The sequence below is a fragment of the Rhizobium sp. SU303 genome (genome assembly GCF_021052345.1).
Taxonomy (GTDB): Bacteria; Pseudomonadota; Alphaproteobacteria; order Rhizobiales; family Rhizobiaceae; genus Rhizobium; species Rhizobium laguerreae.
The window spans coordinates 1,480,307-1,506,018 of the sequence record NZ_CP088095.1 but is presented as its reverse complement, the minus strand read 5'-3'; the positions used below and the strand labels follow the sequence as shown (position 1 = coordinate 1,506,018).

The following is a 25,712-nucleotide window of genomic DNA, read 5'->3' as shown; positions in this document are numbered from 1 at the left end:
CAATTGGTATTCCGGTCACTTCTGACCGGAATACTTTGCCTGGATTTCAGTTGCGACGTTCGACGGGACCGGCGAATAGTGATCGAAGGTCATCGTGTACTGGGCGCGGCCCTGGGACATGGAGCGCAGGTTGTCGACGTACTTGAACATGTTCGCGAGCGGGACGTTCGCGTTGATGACGACGGCGATACCGCGGCTTTCCTGGCCCTGGATCTGACCGCGACGAGAGTTCAGGTCGCCGATAACGTCGCCGACGTAATCTTCCGGGGTGACGACTTCGACCTTCATCATCGGCTCGAGCAGCTGAGCGCCGGCCTTCCTGGCTGCTTCACGGAAGCAGGCACGCGATGCGATTTCGAAGGCGAGAACCGACGAGTCGACGTCGTGGAAGGCGCCGTCGATGAGGGTCGCCTTGACGCCGAGCATCGGGAAGCCTGCGAGCGGACCCGAAGACAGAACGCTTTCGATGCCCTTCTGGACGCCGGGGATGTATTCCTTCGGAACGGAACCGCCGACGATCTTCGATTCGAACTTGAATTCGTCGCCGTCCGGGTTCGGTTCGAAGACGATCTTGACGCGCGCGAACTGGCCGGTACCACCGGACTGCTTCTTGTGCGTGTAGTCTTCCTCATGTGTCTTGGTGATGGTTTCGCGGTAGGCAACCTGCGGCGCGCCGACGGTTGCTTCGACCTTGAATTCACGACGCATGCGGTCGACGATAATGTCGAGATGCAGTTCGCCCATGCCGGCGATGATGGTCTGGCCGGATTCCTGGTCGGTCTTGACGCGGAAGGACGGATCTTCAGCAGCCAGGCGATTGAGCGCGAGGCCCATCTTTTCCTGGTCGCCCTTGGTCTTCGGCTCGATGGCGATCTGGATGACCGGCTCCGGGAATTCCATGCGCTCGAGGATAACCGGCTTCAGCGGATCGCAGAGAGTGTCGCCCGTCGTGGTTTCCTTGAGGCCGGCGAGAGCCACGATGTCGCCTGCGAAGGCTTCTTCGATGTCTTCACGCGAGTTGGAGTGCATCTGCAGCATACGGCCGACGCGCTCGCGCTTGTCCTTGACCGTGTTGATGACCGACGTGCCCTTTTCGAGCTTGCCGGAGTAGATACGGGCGAAGGTCAGCGAACCGACGAAGGGGTCGTTCATGATCTTGAAGGCGAGCATGGAAAGCGGCTCGCTGTCATCGGCATGACGCTCGATTTCGGCTTCCGTCTTGAAGTCGATGCCCTTGATCGCCGGGATGTCCATCGGCGACGGCAGGTAGTCGACAACGGCGTCGAGCAGCGGCTGCACGCCCTTGTTCTTGAAGGCGGTGCCGCAGAACATCGGGTGGAACTTGACGTCGATCGTGCCGCGGCGAACCAGCGCACGGATCTGATCGTTGTCAGGCAGAATACCTTCGAGGTAAGCTTCGGTGGCGGCTTCGTCGATGTCGACGACCGTCTCGATCAGCTTTTCGCGATATTCTTCAGCCTTGGCCTTCATGTCCTCGGGGATCTCGACGACATCCCACTGGGCGCCGAGCGACTCGTCGCGCCAGATGAGTGCGTTCATCTCGACCAGGTCGATGACGCCCTTGAATTCAGTCTCCGCACCGATCGGCAGCTGCATGACGACAGCCGTTGCACCGAGGCGGGTCTTGATCATCTCGACGGAGCGGTAGAAGTCCGCACCGGTCTTGTCCATCTTGTTGCAGAAGATCATCCGCGGGACATTGTATTTCTCAGCCTGGCGCCAGACAGTTTCCGTCTGCGGCTCGACACCGGCGTTGGCGTCGAGCAACGCGATGGCGCCGTCGAGAACGCGCAGCGAACGCTCGACTTCAATGGTGAAGTCGACGTGGCCGGGAGTGTCGATGATGTTGAAGCGGCGCATTTTGCCGTCACGGCCCTTCCAGTAGGTCGTGGTGGCAGCAGAGGTGATCGTGATGCCACGCTCCTGCTCCTGCTCCATCCAGTCCATGGTGGCTGCGCCGTCGTGGACTTCGCCGATCTTGTGCGACTTGCCGGTGTAATAAAGAATACGCTCGGTGGTCGTGGTCTTGCCGGCGTCGATATGCGCCATGATACCGAAATTGCGGTAGTCTTCGATCTTATATTCGCGAGCCATTGTGGACTGCCTTTCGATACCGTTCGGAATTACCAGCGATAGTGCGAGAACGCGCGGTTGGCGTCAGCCATCTTGTGCGTGTCTTCGCGCTTCTTGACGGCGGAGCCGCGGTTGTTGGACGCATCGAGCAGTTCGCCGGAAAGGCGGTCAACCATAGTCGTTTCATTGCGCTTGCGGGCAGCAGCGATCAGCCAGCGAATAGCAAGAGCCTGGCGGCGCTCCGGACGAACATCGACGGGGACCTGATAGGTCGCACCACCGACACGACGCGAGCGAACTTCAACGTGCGGGGCAATGTTCTCAAGCGCAGAATGGAAAACCGTGAGCGGCTCCTGCTTGGCCTTGCCCTGGACAACGTCGAACGCACCGTAGACGATGTTTTCAGCAACGGACTTCTTGCCGTCGAGCATGATGGCATTCATGAACTTGGTGACGACGAGATCGCCGAACTTCGGGTCCGGATTGATCTCGCGCTTTTCTGCTTTATGACGTCTGGACATATTTTGTCTCTTCAACCGTTAAGGCGCTTCATGACGCGGAGGACCTCGCGCAGCGCCGGATTATTCAAAAACCGAATTACTTCGGACGCTTCGCGCCGTACTTGGAGCGGCGCTGCTTGCGGTTCTTGACACCCTGAGTATCGAGAACGCCGCGGATGATGTGATAACGGACACCCGGAAGGTCCTTGACGCGGCCGCCACGGATCATGACGACGGAGTGTTCCTGAAGGTTGTGACCTTCGCCGGGGATGTAACCAATGACTTCGAAGCCGTTGGTCAGGCGGATCTTTGCGACCTTACGCAGAGCCGAGTTCGGCTTCTTCGGCGTCGTCGTGTAGACGCGCGTGCAAACGCCGCGCTTCTGCGGGTTCTCCTGGAGTGCGGGAACCTTGTTACGCTTTACGTTCGCCTGGCGAGGCTTGCGGATCAGCTGGTTTACGGTAGGCATTCAACCATCCCTTACGTTTTATCTCAGTACCCTTGCGGGCTTGAACTCGCGCCGTCTCCGGCAGTGACGCGCGCTTTCCGTCAATGCGCAAAATATGGCCCAATCCGCTTCCGCAGATGGACCACAAGGAGCAGAGGACGCATAGCATATGCGTCGTGCGTGCAGCATCATGACTTCAACGTGCGTTTAGAACCTTGTTTGAGGTGAACTTCAGGGCGAGTCGCCCCGAACAGCCAAGCCTCACATGGGATCTGATGGCCGGGGTACTACTGGTTTCCACCCGTCTCGTCAAGGCCGGTTAAGAAATAAACTCGCCGTATCGCCTTGATATGCGGGCCGAACGCCCTGTTTCATCCTTCTAGACGAATTCACGGCTGTGCCCCAAGATAAAAACTTGGGCATTGCAGCAAAAGCAGTTAAGGAATCAGCAATTGCGGCGTTCGGCCCTCACAGCAGGATTCGAGCGACCGAATCGTCAAAGAGCCGAAGGACAGGCGATGATCACGACACCTGATAACGACAATAATTTCGACGGCCCGATGATCTTCATCATCATCGGCAAGGGCTACGAGTCCGACGCCAGCGAAGGCATCGACCTGCACATCATGCTGAAGGCGCCTGACGACGACACTGCCGTACGCGAGGCCTTGAACGCCCTTGCCGAGGAAGGCTTCATCGAGGCAGATCTCGATCAGATCGGCATGCTGACCGAGGTCCCGGCCGAAGAGCCGCACGCATCTGCCTACCAGGGCGCCGTCGAAGGCGAAGTCGCGATCATCCGGTTCAACTGAAGGGAGCCGCCGCTGACGCTGCCGGTCGCCACAGGCAGCATAAGCGGAAAGCAGCGCCCTCCCCGCCCTCCCAATCAGAGCAGACTAAAAACGAAAAACCGCCCGGATCGCTCCGGGCGGTTTTTCATTTCGTCGACTTCAGCCGCGGATTATTCCGCAGCCGGAGCCTTTTCGGCCATGTCCTGCAGCATCGGCGTGGCGACGGCAGCACCCGTGCCCTTGCGGCGCTCTTCGAGGATCATCTCGTCGCGCGACGTGGCGATGCGGCGGATCTGGGTCATGGTGCCGCCGGTACCGGCCGGGATAAGACGGCCGACGATGACGTTTTCCTTCAGACCCTGCAGGCCGTCGGTCTTGCCGGCGATCGCAGCTTCCGTCAGCACCTTGGTCGTTTCCTGGAAGGACGCGGCCGAGATGAAGGACGGGGTCTGCAGCGACGCCTTGGTGATGCCGAGAAGAACCGGATCGCCATAGGCTGGCTTCTTGCCCTGCTCGATCAGGTGATCGTTGACGTCTTCGAGCTCGATCCGGTCGACATTGTCGCCGACGATATAGGTCGAGTCGCCTGCATCGGTGATTTCCACCTTCTGCAGCATCTGACGGACAATCACCTCGATGTGCTTGTCGTTGATGACGACGCCCTGCAGGCGGTAGACTTCCTGGATCTCGTTGACGAGGTACGAGGCCAGAGCCTCCACGCCCTTGATCGCCAGGATGTCGTGCGGAGCCGGGTTACCGTCGAGGATGTAGTCACCCTTTTCGATATAGTCGCCTTCCTGAAGGTGGAAGGGCTTGCCCTTCGGGATCAGGTATTCGACAGGCTCGACACCGTCTTCCGCCGGCTCGATGATGACGCGACGCTTATTCTTGTAGTCACGGCCGAGACGGATCGTACCATCGATCTCTGCGATGATGGCATGGTCCTTCGGACGGCGGGCTTCGAACAGCTCGGCAACACGCGGCAGACCGCCGGTGATGTCCTTGGTCTTGGCGCTTTCGAGCGGCGAACGGGCGAGAACGTCACCCTGGGAGACCTTCGTGCCCGGCTCGACCGACAGGATCGCATCGACCGAGAGGAAGAAGCGGGCGTCACCACCACGAGACAGCTTCGCGATATTGCCGCTGGCATCCTTGACGACGATCGCCGGCTTGAGGTCCGAGCCGCGCGGGGTCGAACGCCAGTCGATGACCTGACGCTTGGTGATGCCGGTCGATTCGTCGGTCGCTTCCAGAACGGAGAGACCGTCGACCAGATCTTCAAACTGAACGGTACCGGCCACTTCCGTCATCATCGGACGGGTGTAGGGGTCCCACTCTGCCAGGCGCTGGCCGCGCTTGACCTTGTCGCCTTCGTCGACATGCAGCTTCGAACCGTAGGCCACGCGCTGCGACGACCGCTCGACACCACGTTCGTCCAGGATCTGGACGGTCATGTTGCGGCCCATGGCAACGAGGTTGCCATCGGAGTTGCGCAGGATGTTGCGGTTCTTGATCTGCACCGTACCTTCGTACGAGGCTTCGAGGAACGACTGGTCGACCACGGTTGCCGTACCGCCAAGGTGGAAGGTACGCATGGTGAGCTGGGTGCCCGGCTCGCCGATCGACTGAGCAGCGATGACGCCGACGGCTTCGCCCATATTGACCGGCGTACCGCGCGCGAGGTCGCGGCCGTAGCAGACCGAGCAGACGCCCGTCTGGATTTCGCAGGTCAGTGCCGAGCGGATGCGGATCGACTGGATGCCGGCCTTCTCGATTTCGACGACGTCGGGCTCGAGGATCATCCTGCCGGCATCGACGATGCGCTCACCCGTGACCGGATGATCGATGTCATCGAGCGCCGTGCGGCCGAGGATACGGGCGCCGATCGAGGCAACCACCTGGCCGGCATCGACGATGGCGGTCATGGTGAGGCCCGTCTGCGTTCCGCAATCGACATGCGTGACGATGCAATCCTGCGCGACGTCGACGAGACGGCGGGTCAGGTAGCCGGAGTTGGCGGTCTTCAGGGCGGTGTCTGCCAGACCCTTACGGGCGCCGTGCGTTGAGTTGAAGTACTCGTTGACGGTCAGGCCTTCCTTGAAGTTCGAGATGATCGGGGTCTCGATGATTTCGCCCGACGGCTTGGCCATGAGGCCACGCATGCCGCCCAGCTGGCGCATCTGGTTCGGAGAACCGCGGGCACCGGAGTGGCTCATCATGTAGATTGAGTTCATCGGCTTCTGGCGACCGGTCTTCTCGTCGAATTCGACCGCCTTGATGCGCGCCATCATCTCTTCGGCGACCTTTTCGGTCGCCTTGCCCCAGGCGTCGACAACCTTGTTGTACTTCTCGCCCTGGGTGATGAGGCCGTCATTGTACTGCTGCTCGTATTCCTTCACCAGGTTTTCGGTGTCGGCAACGATCTTGGCCTTGGCATCCGGAATGACCATGTCGTCCTTGCCGAACGAAATGCCGGCGCGGCAGGCGTGGGCGAAGCCGAGCTGCATGATGCGGTCGCAGAAAATGACCGTGTCCTTCTGGCCGCAATGGCGATAGACCGTGTCGATCATCTTCGAGATGTTCTTCTTGGTCATTTCCTGGTTGCAGATATCGAAGGGCACCTTGCCGTTCTTCGGCAACAGTTCGCCGATGAGCAGACGGCCAGGCGTCGTCTCATAGATCTTCGAGTAAGGCTTGCCATCCTCGTCGACCGACTTGAAGCGGCCGCGGATCTTGGTGTGCAGCGTCACGACCTTGCTTTCGAGGGCGTGATGCAGTTCGCCGAGATCGGAGAAGGCCATGCCTTCGCCCGGCTCGTTCTGGTTGAGGATCGACAGATAGTAGAGGCCGAGAACCATGTCCTGCGAGGGAACGATGATCGGCGCGCCGTTGGCCGGATGCAGGATGTTGTTGGTCGACATCATCAGCACGCGGGCTTCGAGCTGGGCTTCGAGCGACAGCGGCACGTGAACGGCCATCTGGTCGCCGTCGAAGTCGGCGTTGAAGGCCGTGCAGACGAGCGGATGCAGCTGGATCGCCTTGCCTTCGACCAGGATAGGTTCGAAGGCCTGGATGCCCAGGCGGTGCAGCGTCGGTGCGCGGTTCAAGAGAACCGGATGCTCGCGGATGACCTCGTCGAGGATATCCCAGACTTCCGGCTTTTCCTTCTCGACCAGCTTCTTGGCCTGCTTGACGGTCGAGGAGTAACCCTTGGCGTCGAGGCGGGCATAGATGAACGGCTTGAAGAGCTCGAGCGCCATCTTCTTCGGCAGGCCGCACTGGTGCAGCTTCAGTTCCGGACCGGTGACGATGACCGAACGACCGGAATAGTCGACGCGCTTGCCGAGCAAGTTCTGGCGGAAGCGGCCCTGCTTGCCCTTCAGCATGTCGGAGAGCGACTTCAGCGGACGCTTGTTGGCGCCGGTGATGACACGACCGCGACGGCCGTTGTCGAACAGCGCGTCAACGGATTCCTGCAGCATGCGCTTTTCGTTGCGGATGATGATGCCAGGCGCACGAAGCTCGATCAGGCGCTTCAGACGGTTGTTACGGTTGATGACGCGGCGGTAGAGATCGTTCAGATCCGACGTCGCGAAACGGCCGCCGTCGAGCGGCACCAGCGGACGCAGATCCGGCGGGATGACCGGAACGACCTTCATGATCATCCATTCCGGACGGTTGCCCGACTCCATGAAGTTCTCGACGATCTTCAAGCGCTTCATCAGCTTCTTCTGCTTGAGATCCGACGTGGTGTCGGCAAGCTCGGCGCGCAGGTCGCCGGCGATCTTTTCGAGGTTCATCGAGGCCAGCATCTCGTAGATCGCCTCAGCGCCGATCATCGCGGTGAACTGGTCTTCGCCGTATTCGTCGACGGCAAGCATGTACTCTTCTTCCGAGAGGAGCTGGTGCTCCTTGAGCGCGGTCAGGCCCGGCTCGGTGACGATGTAGTTTTCGAAGTAGAGGACGCGCTCGACATCCTTCAGCGTCATGTCGAGCAGCGTCGAAATGCGTGATGGCAGCGACTTCAGGAACCAGATGTGGGCAACGGGAGCGGCGAGCTCGATATGACCCATGCGCTCACGGCGAACGCGCGACAGCGTGACTTCGACGCCGCACTTTTCGCAGATGATGCCCTTGTACTTCATGCGCTTGTACTTGCCGCACAGGCATTCGTAGTCCTTGATGGGCCCGAAGATGCGCGCGCAGAACAGACCGTCACGTTCCGGCTTGAACGTACGGTAGTTGATGGTTTCCGGCTTCTTGATCTCACCGTAAGACCAGGAGAGGATCTTCTCCGGAGACGCGATCGAAATCCGAATGGAATCGAAATTCTGTGCAGGCACCTGCGGATTGAAAAGATTCATGACCTCTTGGTTCATGCCTGTCTCCTTCATGGGCTAAAGCGCCCTCAAAATGCGATGATCGGCGGCAAATTCCCGGGAGCCGCCTCCCTCGCTTAAACGAGAATAACCGCTGGATGCGGCGAAACTTCCCTTCCGGGCCGACACGGATACGGCGCCCGGTGGGACCGGCGTGCGCCGCATTGGCAGCGCACGCCCTATCAAGTGCTTACTCGGCCGCGTCGGGCAGCTGAGCTGCCTGCGCCTCGTCAAGCTTGGTGTTCTCGAGCTCGACGCTGAGGCCCAGTGAGCGCATTTCCTTGACGAGAACGTTGAAGCTTTCCGGAATACCGGCTTCGAACGTGTCGTCTCCTCGGACGATGGCTTCGTAGACCTTGGTGCGGCCGGCGACGTCGTCCGACTTCACCGTCAGCATTTCCTGCAGCGTGTAGGCCGCGCCGTATGCTTCGAGCGCCCAGACTTCCATTTCGCCGAAGCGCTGGCCGCCGAACTGCGCCTTGCCGCCCAGCGGCTGCTGGGTCACGAGCGAGTAAGGACCGATCGAACGAGCATGGATCTTGTCGTCGACCAGATGGTTGAGCTTCAGCATGTAGATGTAGCCCACGGTCACCTGGCGGTCGAACTGCTCACCGGTACGGCCGTCATAGAGCGTCGACTGACCGCTATCCTTGAGACCTGCCAGACGCAGCATGTCGTTGACGTCGGCTTCGTTCGCGCCGTCGAAAACAGGCGTCGCAATCGAAACGCCGCGCTTCCACTGGTCGGCGAGACGCAGAACCGAGTCGTCGTCGAACTCGTGGACCTGTTCGGCCTTGGGGCCGTCTCCGACGACATCGCCGATGGTCTTGCGCAACGGCTCAATGTTGCCATTGGCCTTATATGCGTCGATCAGTTCGCCGATCTGGCGACCCATGCCGGCGCAAGCCCAACCCAGATGCGTTTCCAGGATCTGGCCGACGTTCATGCGCGAAGGCACGCCGAGCGGGTTCAGAACGACGTCGACATGCGTGCCGTCTTCGAGGAACGGCATGTCCTCCACCGGCACAATGCGCGAGACGACGCCCTTGTTCCCGTGACGGCCGGCCATCTTGTCGCCCGGCTGGATCTTGCGCTTTACGGCGACGAAGACCTTGACCATCTTCATGACGCCAGGGGGCATTTCATCGCCGCGCTGGACCTTTTCGACCTTGTCCATGAAGCGCTGTTCGAGGCGCGACTTGGATTCGTCGTACTGACCGCGGAGCGCTTCGAGTTCGCTCTGAACCTTTTCGTCTTCGACCGCGAACATCCACCACTGCGAGCGGGGATATTCGGAGACGACGGCGTTCGAAAGCTCGGCTCCCTTCTTGAAGCCCTTCGGGCCGGCAATAGAGGCCTGGCCGCGCAGCATCTCGATCAGACGGCCGTAGACGTTACGGTCGAGGATCGCCTGCTCGTCGTCACGGTCCTTTGCCAGACGCTCGATTTCTTCGCGCTCGATCGCCATTGCGCGCTCGTCCTTTTCAACGCCGTGGCGGTTGAAGACGCGAACTTCGACGATGGTGCCGTAGGTGCCGGGCGGCATGCGCATGGAGGTATCGCGCACGTCGGAGGCCTTTTCGCCGAAGATGGCGCGCAGAAGCTTTTCTTCCGGCGTCATCGGGCTTTCGCCCTTCGGGGTGATCTTGCCGACGAGGATATCACCCGGCTGAACTTCGGCGCCGATATAGACGATGCCGGCTTCGTCGAGGTTCTTCAGCGCTTCTTCCGAAACATTCGGAATATCGCGGGTGATTTCCTCAGGACCAAGCTTGGTGTCGCGCGCCATCACTTCGAATTCCTCGATGTGGATGGAGGTGAACACGTCGTCGGCAACGATACGCTCGGAGAGCAGGATCGAGTCTTCGTAGTTGTAGCCGTTCCAGGGCATGAACGCGACGAGCGCGTTGCGGCCGAGCGCCAGGTCGCCGAGATCGGTCGACGGGCCGTCGGCGAGGATGTCGCCGCGGTTGACCTCGTCACCGACGGTGACCAGCGGGCGCTGGTTGACGCAGGTGTTCTGGTTCGAACGCTGGAACTTCTGCAGGCGGTAGATATCGACGCCGGACTTGCCGGCTTCGAGGTCTTCCGTGGCGCGGATAACGATACGCGTCGCGTCGACCTGATCGACCACACCGCCGCGGCGGGCGCCGATGGCGGCGCCAGAGTCACGGGCAACGACCGGCTCCATGCCAGTCCCGACGAACGGAGCTTCGGCACGCAGCAGCGGCACTGCCTGACGCTGCATGTTCGAGCCCATGAGCGCGCGGTTGGCGTCGTCGTTTTCCAGGAACGGGATGAGCGCGGCTGCGACCGAAACAACCTGCTTCGGCGAGACGTCCATCAGGTTCATGCTGTCGCGCGGGGCGAGCATGACTTCGCCGGCATGACGGCAGACGACGAATTCGTCGACGAAGGAACCGTCAGCGTTCATCTCGGCGTTGGCCTGGGCGACGTAATACTTCGCCTCTTCCATGGCGGAGAGGTAGAGCACGTCGCTCGTCACCTTGCCGTCGACGATGCGGCGGTACGGGCTTTCGATGAAGCCGTACTTGTTGACGCGGGCAAAGGTCGCAAGCGAGTTGATGAGACCGATGTTCGGGCCTTCCGGCGTTTCGATTGGGCAGATGCGGCCATAGTGGGTCGGATGCACGTCGCGGACTTCGAAGCCTGCGCGCTCACGGGTCAGACCGCCCGGGCCAAGAGCCGAAAGGCGGCGCTTGTGGGTGATTTCCGAGAGCGGGTTGACCTGGTCCATGAACTGCGAGAGCTGCGAGGAACCGAAGAATTCGCGCACGGCAGCAGCTGCCGGCTTGGCGTTGATCAGATCCTGCGGCATGACCGTATCGATCTCGATCGAGGACATACGTTCCTTGATCGCGCGCTCCATGCGCAAAAGGCCGAGACGGTACTGGTTTTCCATCAGCTCGCCGACCGAACGGACACGACGGTTGCCGAGGTTGTCGATGTCGTCGATCTCGCCCTTGCCGTCGCGCAGTTCGACCAGCATCCTGACCACGGCCAGGATGTCGTCCTTGCGCAGGATGCGGACGGTGTCTTCGACGGTTAGGTCGAGGCGCATGTTCATCTTGACGCGGCCGACTGCGGAGAGGTCGTAACGCTCCGCATCGAAGAACAGCGAGTTGAACATGGCTTCGGCCGATTCCATGGTCGGCGGCTCACCCGGACGCATGACGCGGTAGATGTCGAACAGAGCGTCCTGACGGTTCTCGTTCTTGTCGGCTGTCAGGGTGTTGCGGATATAGGCGCCGACATTGATGTGGTCGATGCCGAGAACCGGGATCTCGTCAAAGCCGTTCGCCAGGATGATGCCAAGCGTCTTCTCGTCGATTTCGTCGCCGGCCTCGAGGTAGATCTCACCCGTCGAGTAGTTGACGATGTCGCCGGCAAGGTAGTTACCATAAAGATCGTCGTCGGCAGCCTTGAGGGCCTTCAGACCCTTGTCGGACAGCGTGCGCAGCAGGCGCGGGGTCAGCTTCTTGCCGGCTTCCACGACGACTTCGCCGGTATCGGCGTCGACCATCTCGGTGATCGCCTTGGCACCCTTCAGCGTTTCCGGCTTGAAGGGAATGCGCCAGCCTTCGCCGTCGCGCTTGTAGAGCGACTTCGTGTAGAAGGTGTCGAGAATTTCTTCGCCGTCCATGCCGAGCGCCATCAGCAGCGACGTCACGGGGATCTTGCGGCGGCGGTCGATACGGGCGTAGACGATGTCCTTGGCGTCGAATTCGATATCGAGCCAGGAACCGCGATAAGGGATGACGCGCGCAGCAAAGAGCAGCTTGCCGGAAGAATGGCTCTTGCCCTTGTCATGGTCGAAGAAGACGCCCGGCGAACGGTGCATCTGGGAAACGATCACGCGCTCGGTGCCGTTGACGATAAACGTGCCGTTGTTGGTCATGAGCGGCATGTCGCCCATGTAAACGGACTGCTCCTTGATGTCCTTGATCGACTTCGCGCCGGTATCCTCGTCGATATCGAACACGATGAGGCGCAGCGTCACCTTCAGTGGCGCTGCATAGGTCAGGTCGCGCTGACGGCATTCGTCAACGTCGAACTTCGGCGGTTCGAACTCGTAGGACACGAATTCCAGCATGGATGCGCCGGAGAAATCGGTGATCGGGAAAACCGATTTGAAAACGGCCTGAAGACCCTCGTCGGGTCGGCCGCCCTTCGGCTCTTCAACCATCAGAAACTGGTCGTAGGACGCCTTCTGAACCTCGATGAGGTTCGGCATTTCTGCGACTTCGGGGATCTTACCAAAAAACTTGCGTACGCGCCTGCGACCGTTGAACGAAAGGGTCTGAGCCATCGTCGCTCCTTCAAAATCTTGCACCCGGGCCTGCAACGGACGGGAACCGATGGCCAGTCGATCCCGTCAATCAATGAGTAGTTCAATCTCGTCCGACCCCAGAAAACGCTCAGCTCGGATTGCTGTGCTGCCCTCGGTGCGAGACCATCCTTTTGAAGAACCCATTACCCAAAAGCCGTTTCGACGCGGCTTTTGGGTAATTCGTTCAGAAAAACGGCAAATGGGAGGCAGTAGAGATACTGCCTCCCAAAAGCAGTTCAAGATTACTTGACGTCGGCCTTGGCGCCAGCGTCTTCAAGCTTCTTCTTGATGTCAGCGGCTTCAGCCTTGTTGACGCCTTCCTTGACAGCCTTCGGAGCGGCTTCAACGAGATCCTTGGCTTCCTTGAGACCGAGACCAGTGATGGCGCGGACTTCCTTGATGACGTTGATCTTGTTGGCACCAGCTTCGACGAGGATGACGTCGAATTCGGTCTTTTCTTCTTCAACGACAGCAGCAGCAGCACCGCCGGCAGCGGCAGCAACAGCTACCGGAGCAGCAGCGGAAACGCCCCACTTTTCTTCGAGAAGCTTCGACAGTTCTGCAGCTTCCAGAACGGTCAGCGAGGAGAGGTCGTCAACGATCTTTGCGAGATCAGCCATTTTACTAGTTCCTTTTGTTCGGTTCGAACCGGTTGATTATAAACAGCGAAAAACCGCCTTACGCGGCTTCGTCCTTCTTGGCGTAGGCCGCAAACACGCGTGCAAGCTGGCTTGCCGGTGCTGCAACAACCCCAGCGATGCGGGTAGCCGGTGTCTGGATCATGCCCAGCAGCTTCGCACGCAGCTCATCGAGCGAAGGCAGGGTCGCAAGCGACTTGACTGCATCGGCGTTGAGCGTGGTTGTTCCCATGGCGCCGCCCAGAACAATGATCTTGTCATTGGTCTTGGCGAAATCCATGACGACCTTCGGAGCGGTAATCGGATCGGTGCTGTATGCAATCAGCGTCTGACCCTTGAAGAGATTGGACATCCCTTCCGCTTCCGTACCCTGAAGGGCAATCTTGGCCAGGCGGTTCTTCGCGACTTTGACGGTGCCGCCAGCTGCGCGCATCTTCGAACGAAAATCGTTCATCTGCGCGACTGTGGCACCAGCATAGTGGGCCACGACAACTGAGCCCGAAGCCTTGAAGACTTCGTTCAGTTCCGTGACGAATTCGCGTTTTTCCGCTCTTTCCACTGCCTATCTCCAGTTGGCAGGACCGAAAATGGGCCCGCCGGTTGCCTTTTGCCTCCTGGGATCATGCGAGATCCCAAGCGACGCTTGAGGATCCTGTCCCCCCGCGCTCTCGCGCCAATCAAGGCTAAAGAGGCACAAGGCATCCAAGGCTCGAACCGAGTTCCTAGAAGCGAACTTCTTGCAATTCGGGTCTTACCCGTCTCATGCAGGCACAGTGATTAAGGGAAAACCACCTGCAATCTCGGACAGGATTCCGGATTTCTCCGGAATATTCCGGCCCCTTGCGAGGCCGGAAATTCAGTCGCCGGACTTAAAGCCCGGCCATAAACTTACGCAGCCGGAGCACCGGTGACCGAGCCGGGCTCGATCTTGACGCCCGGGCCCATGGTCGAGGAAATCGCCACGCGCTTGACGTAGTTGCCCTTGGCGCCAGCCGGCTTCGCCTTGATGACGGCGTCAGCAAAGGCGCGGATGTTTTCTTCCAGAGCCTTGGCGTCGAACGAGGCCTTGCCGATACCGGCATGGACGATGCCGGCCTTCTCGACGCGGAACTCGACAGCGCCGCCCTTGGAAGCCTTGACGGCGCCGGCGACATCCATGGTGACGGTGCCGACCTTCGGGTTCGGCATCATGCCGCGCGGACCGAGAACCTTACCGAGACGGCCGACGAGCGGCATCATGTCGGGGGTGGCGATGCAGCGATCGAATTCGATCTTGCCGCCCTGGACGATTTCGACGAGGTCTTCGGCGCCGACGATATCGGCACCTGCGGCCTTGGCTTCGTCAGCCTTGGCGCCACGAGCGAAGACGGCGACGCGAACCGTGCGGCCCGTGCCGTTCGGCAGGTTGACGACGCCGCGAACCATCTGGTCCGCATGGCGTGGGTCGACGCCGAGGTTCATCGAGACTTCGATGGTTTCGTCGAACTTGGCGACAGCCCGTTCCTTGACCATGCCAATGGCCAGGGTCAGAGCGTAGAGCTTGGTGGGATCAACACCTTCGTTGATCTTCTGCGTGCGCTTACCAGCCATGATCTTAACCCACCACTTCCAGGCCCATGGCGCGGGCAGAGCCCTCGATCATCGCCATTGCACCTTCGATATCCGCTGCGTTCAGATCCTTCATCTTGGCTTCTGCGATCGACTTGATCTGAGCCTTGGTGAGGGAGCCGGCCTTGGCGCCCTTGCCGGGCGTCTTGGAACCGGACGTGATCTTCGCTTCCTTCTTCAGCCAGTAGCTGACCGGGGGCTGCTTCATCGCGAAGGTGAAGGACTTGTCCTGGTAATAGGTGATGACGACCGGAATCGGCATGCCCTTTTCCATTTCCTGCGTGGCGGCATTGAACGCCTTGCAGAATTCCATGATGTTAATGCCACGCTGACCAAGCGCCGGGCCAATCGGCGGGGACGGATTTGCCGATCCTGCCTTGACCTGAAGCTTGAGCTGGCCTGCAACTTTCTTAGCCATATCTCTCTGCCTTTCATGAACGGCCGGTTGCCCGGCCCGTGATGCCGGATCTCTCCGGCGGCTGCGGTTGCGTGGTGCGGATCCTTAGGGTCCGGCTAAGACCCCTCACCTTCCACGCGGGTGCGGACGACGTCCGCAGGAAACAGGCCGCAAGGGCCAGCTTCCAGTTTCTGCAATCAGACCTTCTCGACCTGAGCGTATTCCAGCTCGACCGGCGTTGCGCGGCCGAAGATCGACACTTCCACCTTCAGGCGCGAACGTTCTTCGTCCACATCCTGAACCGTGCCGTTGAACGAAGCGAACGGGCCGTCGGAAACGCGGACCTGCTCGCCGATCTCGAAGGTAATGGAGGCCTTCGGCCGCTCGACACCTTCCTGGACCTGACCGAGAATGCGCTCGGCTTCATAATCCGGAATCGGAACGGGCTTATTGTCGGAGCCGAGGAAACCTGTGACCTTCGGCGTATTCTTGATCAGGTGGTAGGCTTCGTCCGTCAGATTGGCACGAACCATGACATAGCCCGGGAAAAACTTGCGCTCGGAATCGACCTTGCGGCCGCGACGCACTTCCACCACCTTTTCAGTCGGCACGAGGATCTTCTCGAACAGGTGCTCAAGCCCCTTCTGGCGAGCCTTGTTCTCGATGTCTTCAGCCACCTTCTTTTCAAAATTTGAATATGCGTGGACGATGTACCAACGTGCCGCCATTTTCATCTCCACCCGTATCAGTTGCCGGTATTCAGCACGAAGCTCAGAGCCCAGCCGATCAGCTGGTCAGCGGCAAAGAAAAACAGCGCGGCGAAAACCACCATCACCAGCACCATGACCGTCGAGATCATGGTCTCGCGGCGCGACGGCCATGTAACTTTCGACGTCTCGGAGCGAACCTGCTGCAGAAACGCAAACGGATTGGATTTGGATGCCATCGACTGCCCACGCAATTACGGCGCGTAAAGCTGAAACTATCAGCCCCACGCACCGCGTGTCTGTTGAACCCTAAATAAACACCGATTTCCGAATACACAAGGGGGAAACCGAAGTTTAACGAAATTACTTACCACCAATCAATCCCCGACCGGAAATGCCGCGAGCATGTCCGCGCTGTCCCGCATCCAGGAAATGGCAGGGGCAGTAGGGCTCGAACCTACGACCTGCGGTTTTGGAGACCGCCGCTCTACCAACTGAGCTATACCCCTTCATACCGATCATTCAGCGCCAGGGCCAAGGCCCGCAAATCGCTGCTGAAAAGCATGGCGCTCCCTTTAAGACGACGACACGGGATTGGCAAGCACGATTTTCGATTTTCAAAACCAATCTCCTGATATGCGAACGATCGGCCTTTCAATCGCGGAACCAAGGTCCGTTCAGACCTTCACATATTTCCGCCAATCGTGCTCTTCCTTAAAACCCAGCACCTCGCGGATCTTGCGGTTGGAGAGCAGTCCCTCATATTCGCCGATCTCGCGGGTGAAAGGCACGTTCGGAAAGAATCGCTTGGCAAGCTCTTTCGATGGCGTATTCGCCGAGACCGTGTCGTTGGCGGCGTTGAAGACCTGGTGGCCGAGGCCGTCCTTCTCGATGCAGAGATGGCAGATCTGCCCGAGGTCGCGGGCGTCGATATAGCTCCAGGCGATTCGCTTGCGCATCTCGGGATTGGCGAAAAAGGTCGGGAACTTCTCGTATTCGTCAGGCTCGATGACATTGCCGATGCGCAGCGCATAGATGTCGAAGCCCGAACGTTCGGCAAAGGCGCGCGCCGTCTTTTCGTTGACCACCTTGGAAAGGCCGTAGGAATCCATCGGATTGACGTCGTAATCCTCCTCCAGCGGGAACTGGTGGAAATCGCGATGGCCTTCGGCGAAGCAGACGCCGTAGGTCGTCTCGCTCGATGCGACGATGATCTTCCGGATGCCGAGCTTCACCGCCGCCTCGATGACATTATAGGTGCCCATCGTGTTGATGCGGAAGGTTTCGTTGTCGGGCTTGATCAGGATGCGCGGGATGGCGGCGAAATGCACGACGGCGTCGAAGGGCTGAACGCCCCTGCCCGCATCGAGATCGGGAAAATCGCGATGCATCGAGAGCGCGTTGAACACCTGACCGCTATCGGTGATGTCGGCGATGAGATTGGTGACGCCGGGGCTATCCAGCGGCACGAGATCAAGGTTGTGAACCTCGTAGCCGGCATTGACGAGCCATGGCACAGCATGGCGACCTGCCTTGCCTGAACCGCCGGTGAACAGAATACGTCTCTTCATGGAATATCCTCCGCGTCATGAAATCGGAGGCATAGATAGACGCTTCCGCGCGAAGAGCAAGCGAGCGTCCTGCAAGGGTTCACCCCCGCGCCGCCAGGAGCATCCTATCCGGGAGCACCTGGCCGATCATTTCCGATCATCGCAGAACCCTGCGATGTTCGGCAAAGGTCGTCACTTGACGACACTTACCTCGCCAATCTGCACGACGGCAGACTGAACAACTTCTTGCGGTATTGCAGCGATGAAAAACATCGTGAAAACATACATCGCGAATATCGTCGCAGCGAATGTGGCCTTTGGAATCATCCGGGCTCTCCTCTTTGCAAGAAGGAGTCTGGACTACAATGGTCCAATCACAAACCGGTTTCTGAACGTGAGATGAACAAAATACTGTGACAGGCCAATTTAACGATATTTTTACAACACCTGTTAAACCTACAGGAAGCCATCAAAATGAAAAACCCCGCTGTTTCCAGCGGGGTCTTCATAATTGCGGATAACTCGAAAGTTACTCGACGATCGACGCGACGATGCCGGCGCCGACGGTGCGGCCGCCTTCGCGGATCGCGAAGCGCAGCTTTTCTTCCATCGCGATCGGAACGATCAGCTCGACCGATACCGTGACGTTGTCGCCCGGCATGACCATCTCCGTACCTTCCGGCAGCGTCACAATGCCCGTCACGTCGGTCGTGCGGAAGTAGAACTGCGGACGGTAGTTGGTGAAGAACGGCGTATGACGGCCACCCTCTTCCTTCGTCAGGATGTAGGCTTCAGCCATGAACTTCTTGTGCGGCTTGACCGAACCCGGCTTGCACAGAATCTGGCCACGCTCGACGCCATCACGGGTAACGCCGCGGATCAGCGCGCCGATGTTGTCGCCAGCCTGGCCCTGATCGAGCAGCTTGCGGAACATTTCAACGCCGGTCACCGTCGTCTTCGTCGTCGGGCGGATGCCGACGATCTCGACTTCTTCGCCAACCTTGACAATGCCACGCTCGACGCGGCCGGTCACAACCGTGCCGCGGCCAGAGATCGAGAACACGTCTTCGATCGGCAGCAAGAACGGCAGGTTGATCGGACGCTCAGGCGTCGGGATGTAGGCGTCGACAGCGGCCATCAGTTCGCGGATCGAATCCTCGCCGATCTTCTTGTCCGAATCTTCGAGAGCAGCAAGTGCTGAACCCTTGACGATCGGGATATCGTCGCCCGGGAAGTCGTAGGACGACAGCAGTTCGCGCACTTCGAGCTCGACCAGTTCGAGAAGCTCGGCGTCGTCAACCTGGTCAACCTTGTTCAGGAACACCACGATTGCCGGAACGCCAACCTGGCGGGCCAGCAGGATGTGTTCGCGCGTCTGCGGCATCGGGCCGTCAGCAGCCGAGCACACCAGGATCGCGCCGTCCATCTGGGCAGCACCGGTGATCATGTTCTTGACGTAGTCGGCGTGGCCGGGGCAGTCGACGTGGGCGTAGTGGCGGGCCGGCGTCTCGTACTCAACGTGGGCCGTCGAAATCGTGATGCCACGCGCCTTTTCTTCCGGAGCCGCGTCGATCTGGTCGTACGCCTTGTACTCACCGAAGTACTTCGTGATCGCTGCCGTCAGAGACGTCTTACCGTGGTCAACGTGGCCAATCGTGCCAATGTTGACGTGCGGCTTGTTGCGCTCAAACTTACTCTTTCCCATTTGAATGCTTCCTGTGAACGAAAATGGTGGCCCCGGCGAACCGGTTTAGTGCCGCCGTTTAAGGCTTTCGGCGACATTGCGCAAGACTTAATTGCAGACGCCAAACTTGGCCTGACAGCGCATATGGGAGACAATTCGCCGCCTGCAAGGCGATTCGCCAAAGCCCCCTCGAAAATCGCTGAAATCTTAGAGAAAATCGCATTGACCGCCGGAGACCCACCATAGACGTTCGGCGTCGAGCGCCCTTCCCTGCCAGCCGATAACCGCAATCATCAGCTTCTCAGGCGGCGCCGGAGACATCTAGGGACGACCGCTGCAGCGGTCATATGAAGTAGCGTAACGGAAACTGGAGCGGGTAGCGGGAATCGAACCCGCGTATTCAGCTTGGAAGGCTGCTGCTCTACCATTGAGCTATACCCGCGGGGTGGTCCGATCCGATGACGAATGGTGGAGAGAGTTGGATTTGAACCAACGTAGGCTGAGCCAACGGATTTACAGTCCGTCCCCTTTAACCACTCGGGCATCTCTCCAGTTTCGTCCGGATCGCAAGACCAAGTTCGTCAGACTTCGAAGCGTTGCTGCCCGTCGTCTGCGCCGCGTATATGACCGGAGCATTTCAGTCTGTCAACACGATGACAACGGAAAAAACACGAAAAATTTCATTCGCCACCGAAAGCCGGCATATGAAAGAAAGCCTATGCGGCAGCGAGCGCCATGGCTATAAAGCTGCATGAGCAAAGACAACAAATCCGGCGGCAAGACCGCGACAGACCCATCCGCCAAGGATACGCATTACGCCACTCTGCGGCGCGCCCACCGCGACGCCAAGCGCGAACGCGGCGAGATTCCGACACCTCAGCCGCAGAAGCGCAAGCGCGGCGGCGAGGACTGGAAGCCGCCAACGCTAGCGCCCGACCAAGTGCATCTCTATGGCCTGCATACGGTGCGTGCAGCGCTCGACAATCCCGAGCGCAAGAAGATCAAGCTGTTCGTGACGCAGAATGCACTGGCGCGCCTCGAAGTCGACGTCGAGGCGCTCGGCATTCCCTTCGAGATCGTCTCGCCGCAGGAGATCGACAAGGTGCTCGGCCCCGAGGCGATCCATCAGGGCGTGATGCTGGAAACACGGCCGCTTCCGGTGCGCCGGCTCGAAGCGCTGAAGGAAAGCCCTCTCCTGCTCGTCCTCGATCAGGTGACCGATCCGCACAATGTCGGCGCGATCATGCGCTCGGCCGTCGCCTTCAATGCGGGAGCGGTCATCACCACCCAGAGGCATAGCCCGACCGAATCGGGCGTGCTCGCCAAGTCCGCCTCCGGCGCGCTGGAACTGATACCTTATATACAGGTCACCAATCTCGCCGATGCGCTCGGTGAATTGCACAAGCTCGGTTTCTCCACCATCGGCCTCGATTCGGAAGCGCCGGCGCCACTCGAAGGCACCTTCTCGGGCCAGAAAGTGGCGCTCGTGCTCGGCTCCGAGGGCAAGGGACTGCGGCAGAAGACGCGGGAAACCGTCAACGCACTTGCCCGTCTCGACATGCCGGGCTCGATCAAATCGCTCAACGTCTCGAATGCAGCGGCAATCGCGCTTTATGCGGCGCGGATCCACCTGAAGGCATAGGCTGGCCCGCAGGCAGTCATTCAAAGTGCTACAACGTCCTTTGCGCGTCTGAAAAGGCGCGTGACGCTGTCGTCGCGGCAATAGGGGAATTGTCATGATCCGTTTTATTCCCACGCTCGCGGCTCTGGAAGGCGGCAGGCCGCTTTCGCTCGTCCGCCGCTACCGCAGTCCGGCTCCGATGCCAGAAAAATCCACTTTTGCCTTGGAATGACACCCCGGAGCACTATGATCGGCCAATGATTGGTCACAGCGACCCACTCAGAAGCAAGAAGGAACGAACCCTATCATGGCCATTCGACCGCTGATTTTCGGTATCCTCTTCATCGCGGTCTTCGTCGTGATTATCCTCAGCATCATCTGGGTGGACACGTCGCACCCCGTCCACCAGCCCGATCCACTGTCACCGATAGTGCCCGGCCCCGCGACGCCGGGACCGGTGCAATAATTCTGGCAGGAACGCGGACGGAGATCAGGATCGAGGCGAGCGTCAACGAGCCGGTCACTCATTAAAGTAACGGCCCGGATGATCCGGGCCGTATCGTCAGCTGCGGTAGAGCCAGAACGGCATGCCGCGATCGCGATCGCGCCACTCGCGGCGCTCCTGCCAACGCTCGGCACGCCACCGCCGCCAATGACGGCGATCATCGCGCCAGTCGGACCGGCGCCAATCGCGCTCATGGCGCCAACCACGATCGTCACGGTCGCGATCACGTCGCCAGCCATCACGAATTTGAACGATATCGCCCTCAGTCGACACCGCCGGCCGCTCGGCCGGCATGGCGGCCGCCGTTGCGACGGACGCGAAAGCCGCACCGACGGAAATGGTTGCGGCAAGAAAGAGATGTGCGAGCTTCATGGCTGTTTCCTCATTGATGATGAGGCGAAGATAGGCGGGCGCGGCTGAATTGGCGCTGAAGCAGCCCTTCACGCGCGGTTCATCAACCGATGTAAACCTTCTGAAAAGTCTGCCGGTGCGATTGAGCCAAACAGCATCGAACCCCAGACTATGGGGTAGCAGACTCGTGGGGAAAAGATGGTGCCGGATCATTCTGGAACCAGTCCGCCTTCGTTCCTGACGGAACTACGACGCGACAGCCTCCGCTTAGCTGCTCTCTTCGGCTCGCCGAGCCGAAGCTCACAGAGCGTAGGCTGGTGCCCCCGCCAGGGTTCGAACCCGGGACCCCCTGATTACAAATCAGGTGCTCTACCAACTGAGCTACAAGGGCGCTAGTTGCCCCAACTAGCAGATTCTATAATTCTGTAAAGGGAAAATCCGTGTCTGCGCGGACAGCTCGGCTGCAGCTCAAAACGCTTCGCGATAGAAAACGTCCTTGTCGCGCAAGGCCTTTATCCTTTAGCTAGGGCAGCATCATAAAGGGCATTGCATGGGCCGTTCATTTCAGACGCTTTCCTTTCTCGCCTCACCAACGACGGAGGCGCTTGCCGCGCGCGAAGAGTTGATTGGCATCTATGGTGACGTACCGGCTGACGAAGCCGACGTCATCGTCGCGCTCGGCGGCGACGGTTTCATGCTGCAGACGCTGCACAACACCATGAACTCCGGCAAGTTGGTTTACGGCATGAATCGCGGCTCGGTCGGCTTCCTGATGAACGATTATCGGACAGACCGGCTTCAAGAGCGAATCTGCGTCGCCGTCGAAAACGTCTTCCGGCCATTGCAGATGACAACGGCCAACGCCGACGGCACCAACTCGACGGCGCTCGCCATCAACGAAGTCTATCTTTTTCGCCAGTCCTATCAGGCCGCTAACCTGAGGGTCATGGTGGACGGGCGCGTCCGGCTGGAGGAACTGATCTGCGACGGGCTGATGGTCGCGACACCGGCCGGATCGACGGCTTATAATCTTTCCGCCCATGGGCCGATCCTGCCGCTCGAGGCGCCGCTGCTCGCCATGACGCCGGTCAGCGCTTTCAGGCCGCGGCGCTGGAGGGGCGCTCTGCTGCCGAACAAGGTGACCGTCGATATCGACATTCTCGAGCCGGAGAAGCGGCCGGTCAACGCGGTGGCCGACAATACCGAGGTCAAGTCGGTGCTGCATATCCGCATCGCCCAGTCGGAGCATGTCACGGCGCGCATTCTTTCTGATCCCGACCGCTCCTGGTCCGACCGTATTCTCGCCGAGCAGTTCAAGGATTGAGACGATGGCAATGCGACGGATATTGATGACCAGCCTCCTGCTTGCGGGATGGAGCGCCACGGCGGAGGCCGCGCCGGCGCAGGATGCCCTCCTGCCGGCACCGGTGATTTTCGCGACCAGCACCGGCTATTGGGAGGACGACGGCAACGCACCGGCGGTCGAGCGAGCACCGACGGGCGCCGAGAGCGTTGCTAACCCCGAAGGAGAAGGGACGCAGCGCCACGGCTACTACAAGCTCTTTGCCGTGCGCCAGCCGGACAGGACTTCGAAGGTCTATCTGCAGCAGATTGCCCAGACCGAGGCCGGCCCGGCGATCGCCTCGACCATCGAGCTGCAGGAGTTCGCCGAACTGAAGCCTTACGTGACCGATATCCGCCCCGAGAATTCGAACGGCATCATCAAGCAGCCGGGGCTCTTCGCCACGGTCTATCTGAAGACAGACCCTGCCGCGGAGCCGGATGGCTGGACCGTGCTGATCGACGAATTCGGCGACATCACCGTCGAGAAGGCGACGAATTGACGGCTGGGACGTGTTCAGAGGGCATCCAAGAGATGAAACTGGGCTTTCGCGACGGCGTCCTCTACGACGAGAGAAGGTCGAACTGGGACGCCGCCGGCCCCAGACCCATCAGTTGGTCCCTTTGGTACCCCGCAGCCGACGACGCGCAAAGCGACATCCCGGAACGAAGCTGGTTCCAGAGGGCGGCCGTCGCCCGCGACGCACCCATCCGGCCGGAGGCCAGGCCCTATCCCCTCGTCCTGTTGTCGCATGGCACCGGCGGATCCGCGGCCGGACTGGAGTGGCTGGCGCGACGCTTGGTCGATCGCGGATTTGCCGCGCTCGGCGTCAGCCATCACGGCAATACCGGCATCGAGCCCTATCGCGCTGAAGGCTTTGCCTGCCTTTGGGAGCGGGCGCCGGATCTAAGCTACATGCTCGACCATTGCGATGCGTGGCTCAGCGATCTCTCAGGCCATATCGATACGAACAACGTCTTCGCAGCCGGATTTTCGGCCGGAGCCTATAGTGTGATGCTGCTGCTTGGCGCTGTCGCCCAGTTCTCGCAGTTCGAACCGTCCAGGATGAAGCCGGGTGGCGCGCGCGGACCGAGGGAATTTCCCGACCTTGCCGATCATATCCCGGCATTGCTGCGCACCAGCGATGTGTTTCGCGATTCGTGGTCCCGGATGTCGGAGTCTTACCGAGACGACAGAATCAAGGCCGCACTCATCTGCGCGCCGGGCCGGTCCGTTCTCGGCTTCAGCGAGGAAAGCCTGAAAGCCGTCGATGCGCCTGCCCTTATCCTGGTAGGTGATGCCGACCGGGCGGCACCGGCCGAAGAATGTTCGTCGTGGCTGCATGCGCGGCTGCGGCGCGGCGCTCTTAAAATCTTCGGCGGCGGCCTTGGGCACTATGTTTTCGTGCCAGAGGGCACAGCGCTCGGCCTTGCCTTTGCGGCGGAACTCTTTACCGATCCCCCGGGCATCGAACGCGCAGCCATTCATGACGAGATTGCCCATCTGTCGGCAGCGCTGTTTCACGACAGCGCCATCAAGGTAATAGTCTGAGCAAAACAAAAGCCCCGTCTCCGGGGCCTTCGCGTCTCGATCCTGCTGCTACCGTGGCATCAGTCGACATCCTCGACGACCGCGTCGGCGGCGCCGCTGATGCGGTGAGCGAGTGCTGCTTCCATGAACTCGTTCAGGTCGCCGTCGAGAACGTCATCCGGCGCGCTGCTGGCGACGCCGGTGCGCAGGTCTTTGACCATCTGATAGGGCTGCAACACATAGGAGCGAATCTGGTGGCCCCAGCCGATCTCCGTCTTGGAAGCGGCTTCGGCGCTGGCGGCGTCCTCGCGCTTCTTCAGTTCGGCTTCATACATGCGGGCACGCAGCATGTCCCAGGCCTTGGCGCGGTTCTTGTGCTGCGAGCGCTCCTGCTGGCACTGCACGACGATGCCCGTCGGGATATGCGTGATGCGTACGGCCGAGTCGGTGGTGTTGACGTGCTGGCCGCCAGCACCCGACGAACGATAGGTATCGATGCGGCAGTCGCTTTCGTTGATCTCGATCTGGATCGAGTCGTCGACAACCGGATAGACCCAGATCGACGAGAAGGAGGTGTGGCGACGCGCATTGCTGTCGTAGGGCGAGATGCGCACCAGTCGGTGCACGCCCGATTCCGTCTTCAGCCAGCCATAGGCATTGTGGCCCTTGACGAGCAGGGTCGCGGACTTGATGCCCGCCTCTTCGCCGTCATGGACTTCGAGAAGCTCGACCTTGAAGCGCTGGCGTTCGGCCCAGCGGGTGTACATGCGCAAAAGCATGTTCGCCCAGTCCTGGCTTTCGGTGCCGCCGGCGCCCGAATGGACTTCGAGATAGGTGTCGTTGCCATCGGCTTCGCCAGAGAGCATGGCTTCCACCTGGCGGCGCCCGGCCTCGGCCTTCAAGGCCTTCAGCGCGTCTTCGGCTTCCTTGACGACGCTCTGGTCGCCCTCTTCCTCGCCAAGCTCGATCAGCTCGATATTGTCGTTCAGCTGCTGCTCGAGCTGCTTGACGCCGTTGATGCCGTCATCGAGTTGCTGGCGTTCGCGCATCAGCTTCTGCGCTTCGGAAGCGTCGTTCCAGAGGTTCGGATCCTCTGCCTTGTTGTTCAACCAGTCCAGCCGTCTTATCGCCTGGTCCCAGTCAAAGATGCCTCCTCAGCAGGGTGATAGCCTGCTTGGTTTCATCGACCACGTTTTCGATTTCCGCTCGCATTTTC

At 60.0% G+C, this 25,712-nt stretch carries 22 protein-coding genes and 4 tRNA genes; 6 read left to right on the top strand and 20 right to left on the bottom strand.

Annotated features, from left to right (window positions below):
* Nucleotides 1–15: 15 nt before the first annotated feature.
* The 3 genes from fusA to rpsL all read right to left on the bottom strand — a co-directional run bounded on the left by fusA (nt 16) and on the right by rpsL (nt 3,063).
* Entirely contained in the window at nt 16–2,115 is a 2,100-nt protein-coding gene (gene fusA / locus RlegSU303_RS07460) for an elongation factor G (protein WP_017960035.1), read from the bottom strand.
* A 29-nt stretch (nt 2,116–2,144) separates the two neighbouring features.
* Entirely contained in the window at nt 2,145–2,615 is a 471-nt protein-coding gene (gene rpsG, locus RlegSU303_RS07455; RefSeq protein ID WP_011651422.1) for a 30S ribosomal protein S7, read from the bottom strand.
* 76 nt (nt 2,616–2,691) lie between these two features.
* Nucleotides 2,692–3,063, bottom strand: coding sequence for a 30S ribosomal protein S12 (rpsL, locus tag RlegSU303_RS07450; protein WP_003547537.1), 372 nt, complete (start codon nt 3,061–3,063; stop codon nt 2,692–2,694).
* Nucleotides 3,064–3,560: 497 nt separating this feature from the next.
* Here rpsL and RlegSU303_RS07445 point away from each other — a divergent pair, with 497 nt between their 5' ends.
* Entirely contained in the window at nt 3,561–3,854 is a 294-nt protein-coding gene (locus tag RlegSU303_RS07445) for a hypothetical protein (RefSeq protein WP_003547528.1), read from the top strand.
* 149 nt (nt 3,855–4,003) lie between these two features.
* On the opposite strand, the gene rpoC is transcribed toward RlegSU303_RS07445, so the two are convergent.
* The 14 genes from rpoC to RlegSU303_RS07380 all read right to left on the bottom strand — a co-directional run bounded on the left by rpoC (nt 4,004) and on the right by RlegSU303_RS07380 (nt 19,698).
* Entirely contained in the window at nt 4,004–8,212 is a 4,209-nt protein-coding gene (gene rpoC, locus RlegSU303_RS07440) for a DNA-directed RNA polymerase subunit beta' (protein ID WP_131710432.1), read from the bottom strand.
* Between the two features lie 190 nt (nt 8,213–8,402).
* Nucleotides 8,403–12,542 (bottom strand): DNA-directed RNA polymerase subunit beta, encoded by a 4,140-nt coding sequence (gene rpoB, locus RlegSU303_RS07435; RefSeq protein ID WP_012757017.1) that lies wholly within the window; start codon nt 12,540–12,542, stop codon nt 8,403–8,405.
* A gap of 263 nt (nt 12,543–12,805) precedes the next feature.
* Nucleotides 12,806–13,183, bottom strand: a complete 378-nt coding sequence (gene rplL / locus RlegSU303_RS07430) for a 50S ribosomal protein L7/L12 (protein WP_003547523.1) — start codon at nt 13,181–13,183, stop codon at nt 12,806–12,808.
* Nucleotides 13,184–13,241: 58 nt separating this feature from the next.
* On the bottom strand, nt 13,242–13,760 hold the full coding sequence (rplJ, locus tag RlegSU303_RS07425) for a 50S ribosomal protein L10 (protein ID WP_003547522.1): 519 nt from the start codon (nt 13,758–13,760) through the stop codon (nt 13,242–13,244).
* Nucleotides 13,761–14,089: 329 nt separating this feature from the next.
* A complete protein-coding gene (gene rplA / locus RlegSU303_RS07420) occupies nt 14,090–14,791 on the bottom strand; it encodes a 50S ribosomal protein L1 (protein ID WP_003547520.1) in 702 nt (233 codons plus the stop codon).
* Between the two features lie 4 nt (nt 14,792–14,795).
* Entirely contained in the window at nt 14,796–15,227 is a 432-nt protein-coding gene (gene rplK, locus RlegSU303_RS07415; RefSeq protein ID WP_003547518.1) for a 50S ribosomal protein L11, read from the bottom strand.
* Nucleotides 15,228–15,403: 176 nt separating this feature from the next.
* Nucleotides 15,404–15,934: a transcription termination/antitermination protein NusG gene (nusG, locus tag RlegSU303_RS07410; RefSeq protein WP_003547516.1), complete on the bottom strand. Its 531-nt coding sequence runs from the start codon at nt 15,932–15,934 to the stop codon at nt 15,404–15,406.
* A 17-nt stretch (nt 15,935–15,951) separates the two neighbouring features.
* A complete protein-coding gene (secE, locus tag RlegSU303_RS07405; RefSeq protein ID WP_003547514.1) occupies nt 15,952–16,152 on the bottom strand; it encodes a preprotein translocase subunit SecE in 201 nt (66 codons plus the stop codon).
* A gap of 194 nt (nt 16,153–16,346) precedes the next feature.
* Nucleotides 16,347–16,422, bottom strand: a tRNA-Trp gene (locus tag RlegSU303_RS07400).
* A 168-nt stretch (nt 16,423–16,590) separates the two neighbouring features.
* The gene (locus RlegSU303_RS07395; protein WP_151518280.1) at nt 16,591–17,484 is read right to left on the bottom strand and encodes an NAD-dependent epimerase/dehydratase family protein; all 894 of its coding nucleotides are present in this window, start codon (nt 17,482–17,484) and stop codon (nt 16,591–16,593) included.
* A gap of 171 nt (nt 17,485–17,655) precedes the next feature.
* Entirely contained in the window at nt 17,656–17,790 is a 135-nt protein-coding gene (locus RlegSU303_RS34220; RefSeq protein WP_003547509.1) for a hypothetical protein, read from the bottom strand.
* A gap of 202 nt (nt 17,791–17,992) precedes the next feature.
* The gene (tuf, locus tag RlegSU303_RS07390) at nt 17,993–19,168 is read right to left on the bottom strand and encodes an elongation factor Tu (RefSeq protein WP_012757012.1); all 1,176 of its coding nucleotides are present in this window, start codon (nt 19,166–19,168) and stop codon (nt 17,993–17,995) included.
* A gap of 347 nt (nt 19,169–19,515) precedes the next feature.
* Nucleotides 19,516–19,589 (bottom strand) — tRNA-Gly (locus tag RlegSU303_RS07385).
* Nucleotides 19,590–19,613: 24 nt separating this feature from the next.
* A tRNA-Tyr gene (locus RlegSU303_RS07380) sits at nt 19,614–19,698 on the bottom strand.
* A gap of 200 nt (nt 19,699–19,898) precedes the next feature.
* Here RlegSU303_RS07380 and rlmB point away from each other — a divergent pair.
* Together rlmB and RlegSU303_RS07370 are read left to right on the top strand one after the other, a co-directional pair.
* The gene (gene rlmB, locus RlegSU303_RS07375; RefSeq protein ID WP_151517764.1) at nt 19,899–20,789 is read left to right on the top strand and encodes a 23S rRNA (guanosine(2251)-2'-O)-methyltransferase RlmB; all 891 of its coding nucleotides are present in this window, start codon (nt 19,899–19,901) and stop codon (nt 20,787–20,789) included.
* Nucleotides 20,790–21,075: 286 nt separating this feature from the next.
* Complete coding sequence (locus RlegSU303_RS07370; protein WP_017960031.1) at nt 21,076–21,234, top strand: hypothetical protein; 159 nt, start codon at nt 21,076–21,078, stop codon at nt 21,232–21,234.
* A gap of 96 nt (nt 21,235–21,330) precedes the next feature.
* On the opposite strand, the gene RlegSU303_RS07365 is transcribed toward RlegSU303_RS07370, so the two are convergent.
* The gene (locus RlegSU303_RS07365) at nt 21,331–21,717 is read right to left on the bottom strand and encodes a hypothetical protein (protein ID WP_181018147.1); all 387 of its coding nucleotides are present in this window, start codon (nt 21,715–21,717) and stop codon (nt 21,331–21,333) included.
* Nucleotides 21,718–21,939: 222 nt separating this feature from the next.
* Nucleotides 21,940–22,015: transfer RNA gene (locus tag RlegSU303_RS07360), tRNA-Thr, on the bottom strand.
* A gap of 159 nt (nt 22,016–22,174) precedes the next feature.
* Here RlegSU303_RS07360 and RlegSU303_RS07355 point away from each other — a divergent pair.
* Genes RlegSU303_RS07355 through RlegSU303_RS07345 form a run of 3 tightly spaced genes read left to right on the top strand, consistent with a single transcriptional unit; the run spans nt 22,175 to nt 24,517 of the window.
* Entirely contained in the window at nt 22,175–22,948 is a 774-nt protein-coding gene (locus tag RlegSU303_RS07355; protein WP_025394132.1) for an NAD kinase, read from the top strand.
* A 4-nt stretch (nt 22,949–22,952) separates the two neighbouring features.
* On the top strand, nt 22,953–23,468 hold the full coding sequence (locus tag RlegSU303_RS07350; RefSeq protein ID WP_151517762.1) for a hypothetical protein: 516 nt from the start codon (nt 22,953–22,955) through the stop codon (nt 23,466–23,468).
* Between the two features lie 32 nt (nt 23,469–23,500).
* Nucleotides 23,501–24,517 (top strand): alpha/beta hydrolase family protein, encoded by a 1,017-nt coding sequence (locus RlegSU303_RS07345; protein WP_151517761.1) that lies wholly within the window; start codon nt 23,501–23,503, stop codon nt 24,515–24,517.
* A gap of 59 nt (nt 24,518–24,576) precedes the next feature.
* On the opposite strand, the gene prfB is transcribed toward RlegSU303_RS07345, so the two are convergent.
* Nucleotides 24,577–25,708 (bottom strand): peptide chain release factor 2 gene (gene prfB, locus RlegSU303_RS07340; protein WP_003547475.1). Its coding sequence is split into 2 segments (ribosomal slippage): nt 24,577–25,638 and nt 25,640–25,708, totalling 1,131 coding nucleotides; the frame shifts between segments, so codons are not numbered across the junction.
* Nucleotides 25,709–25,712: the final 4 nt, after the last annotated feature.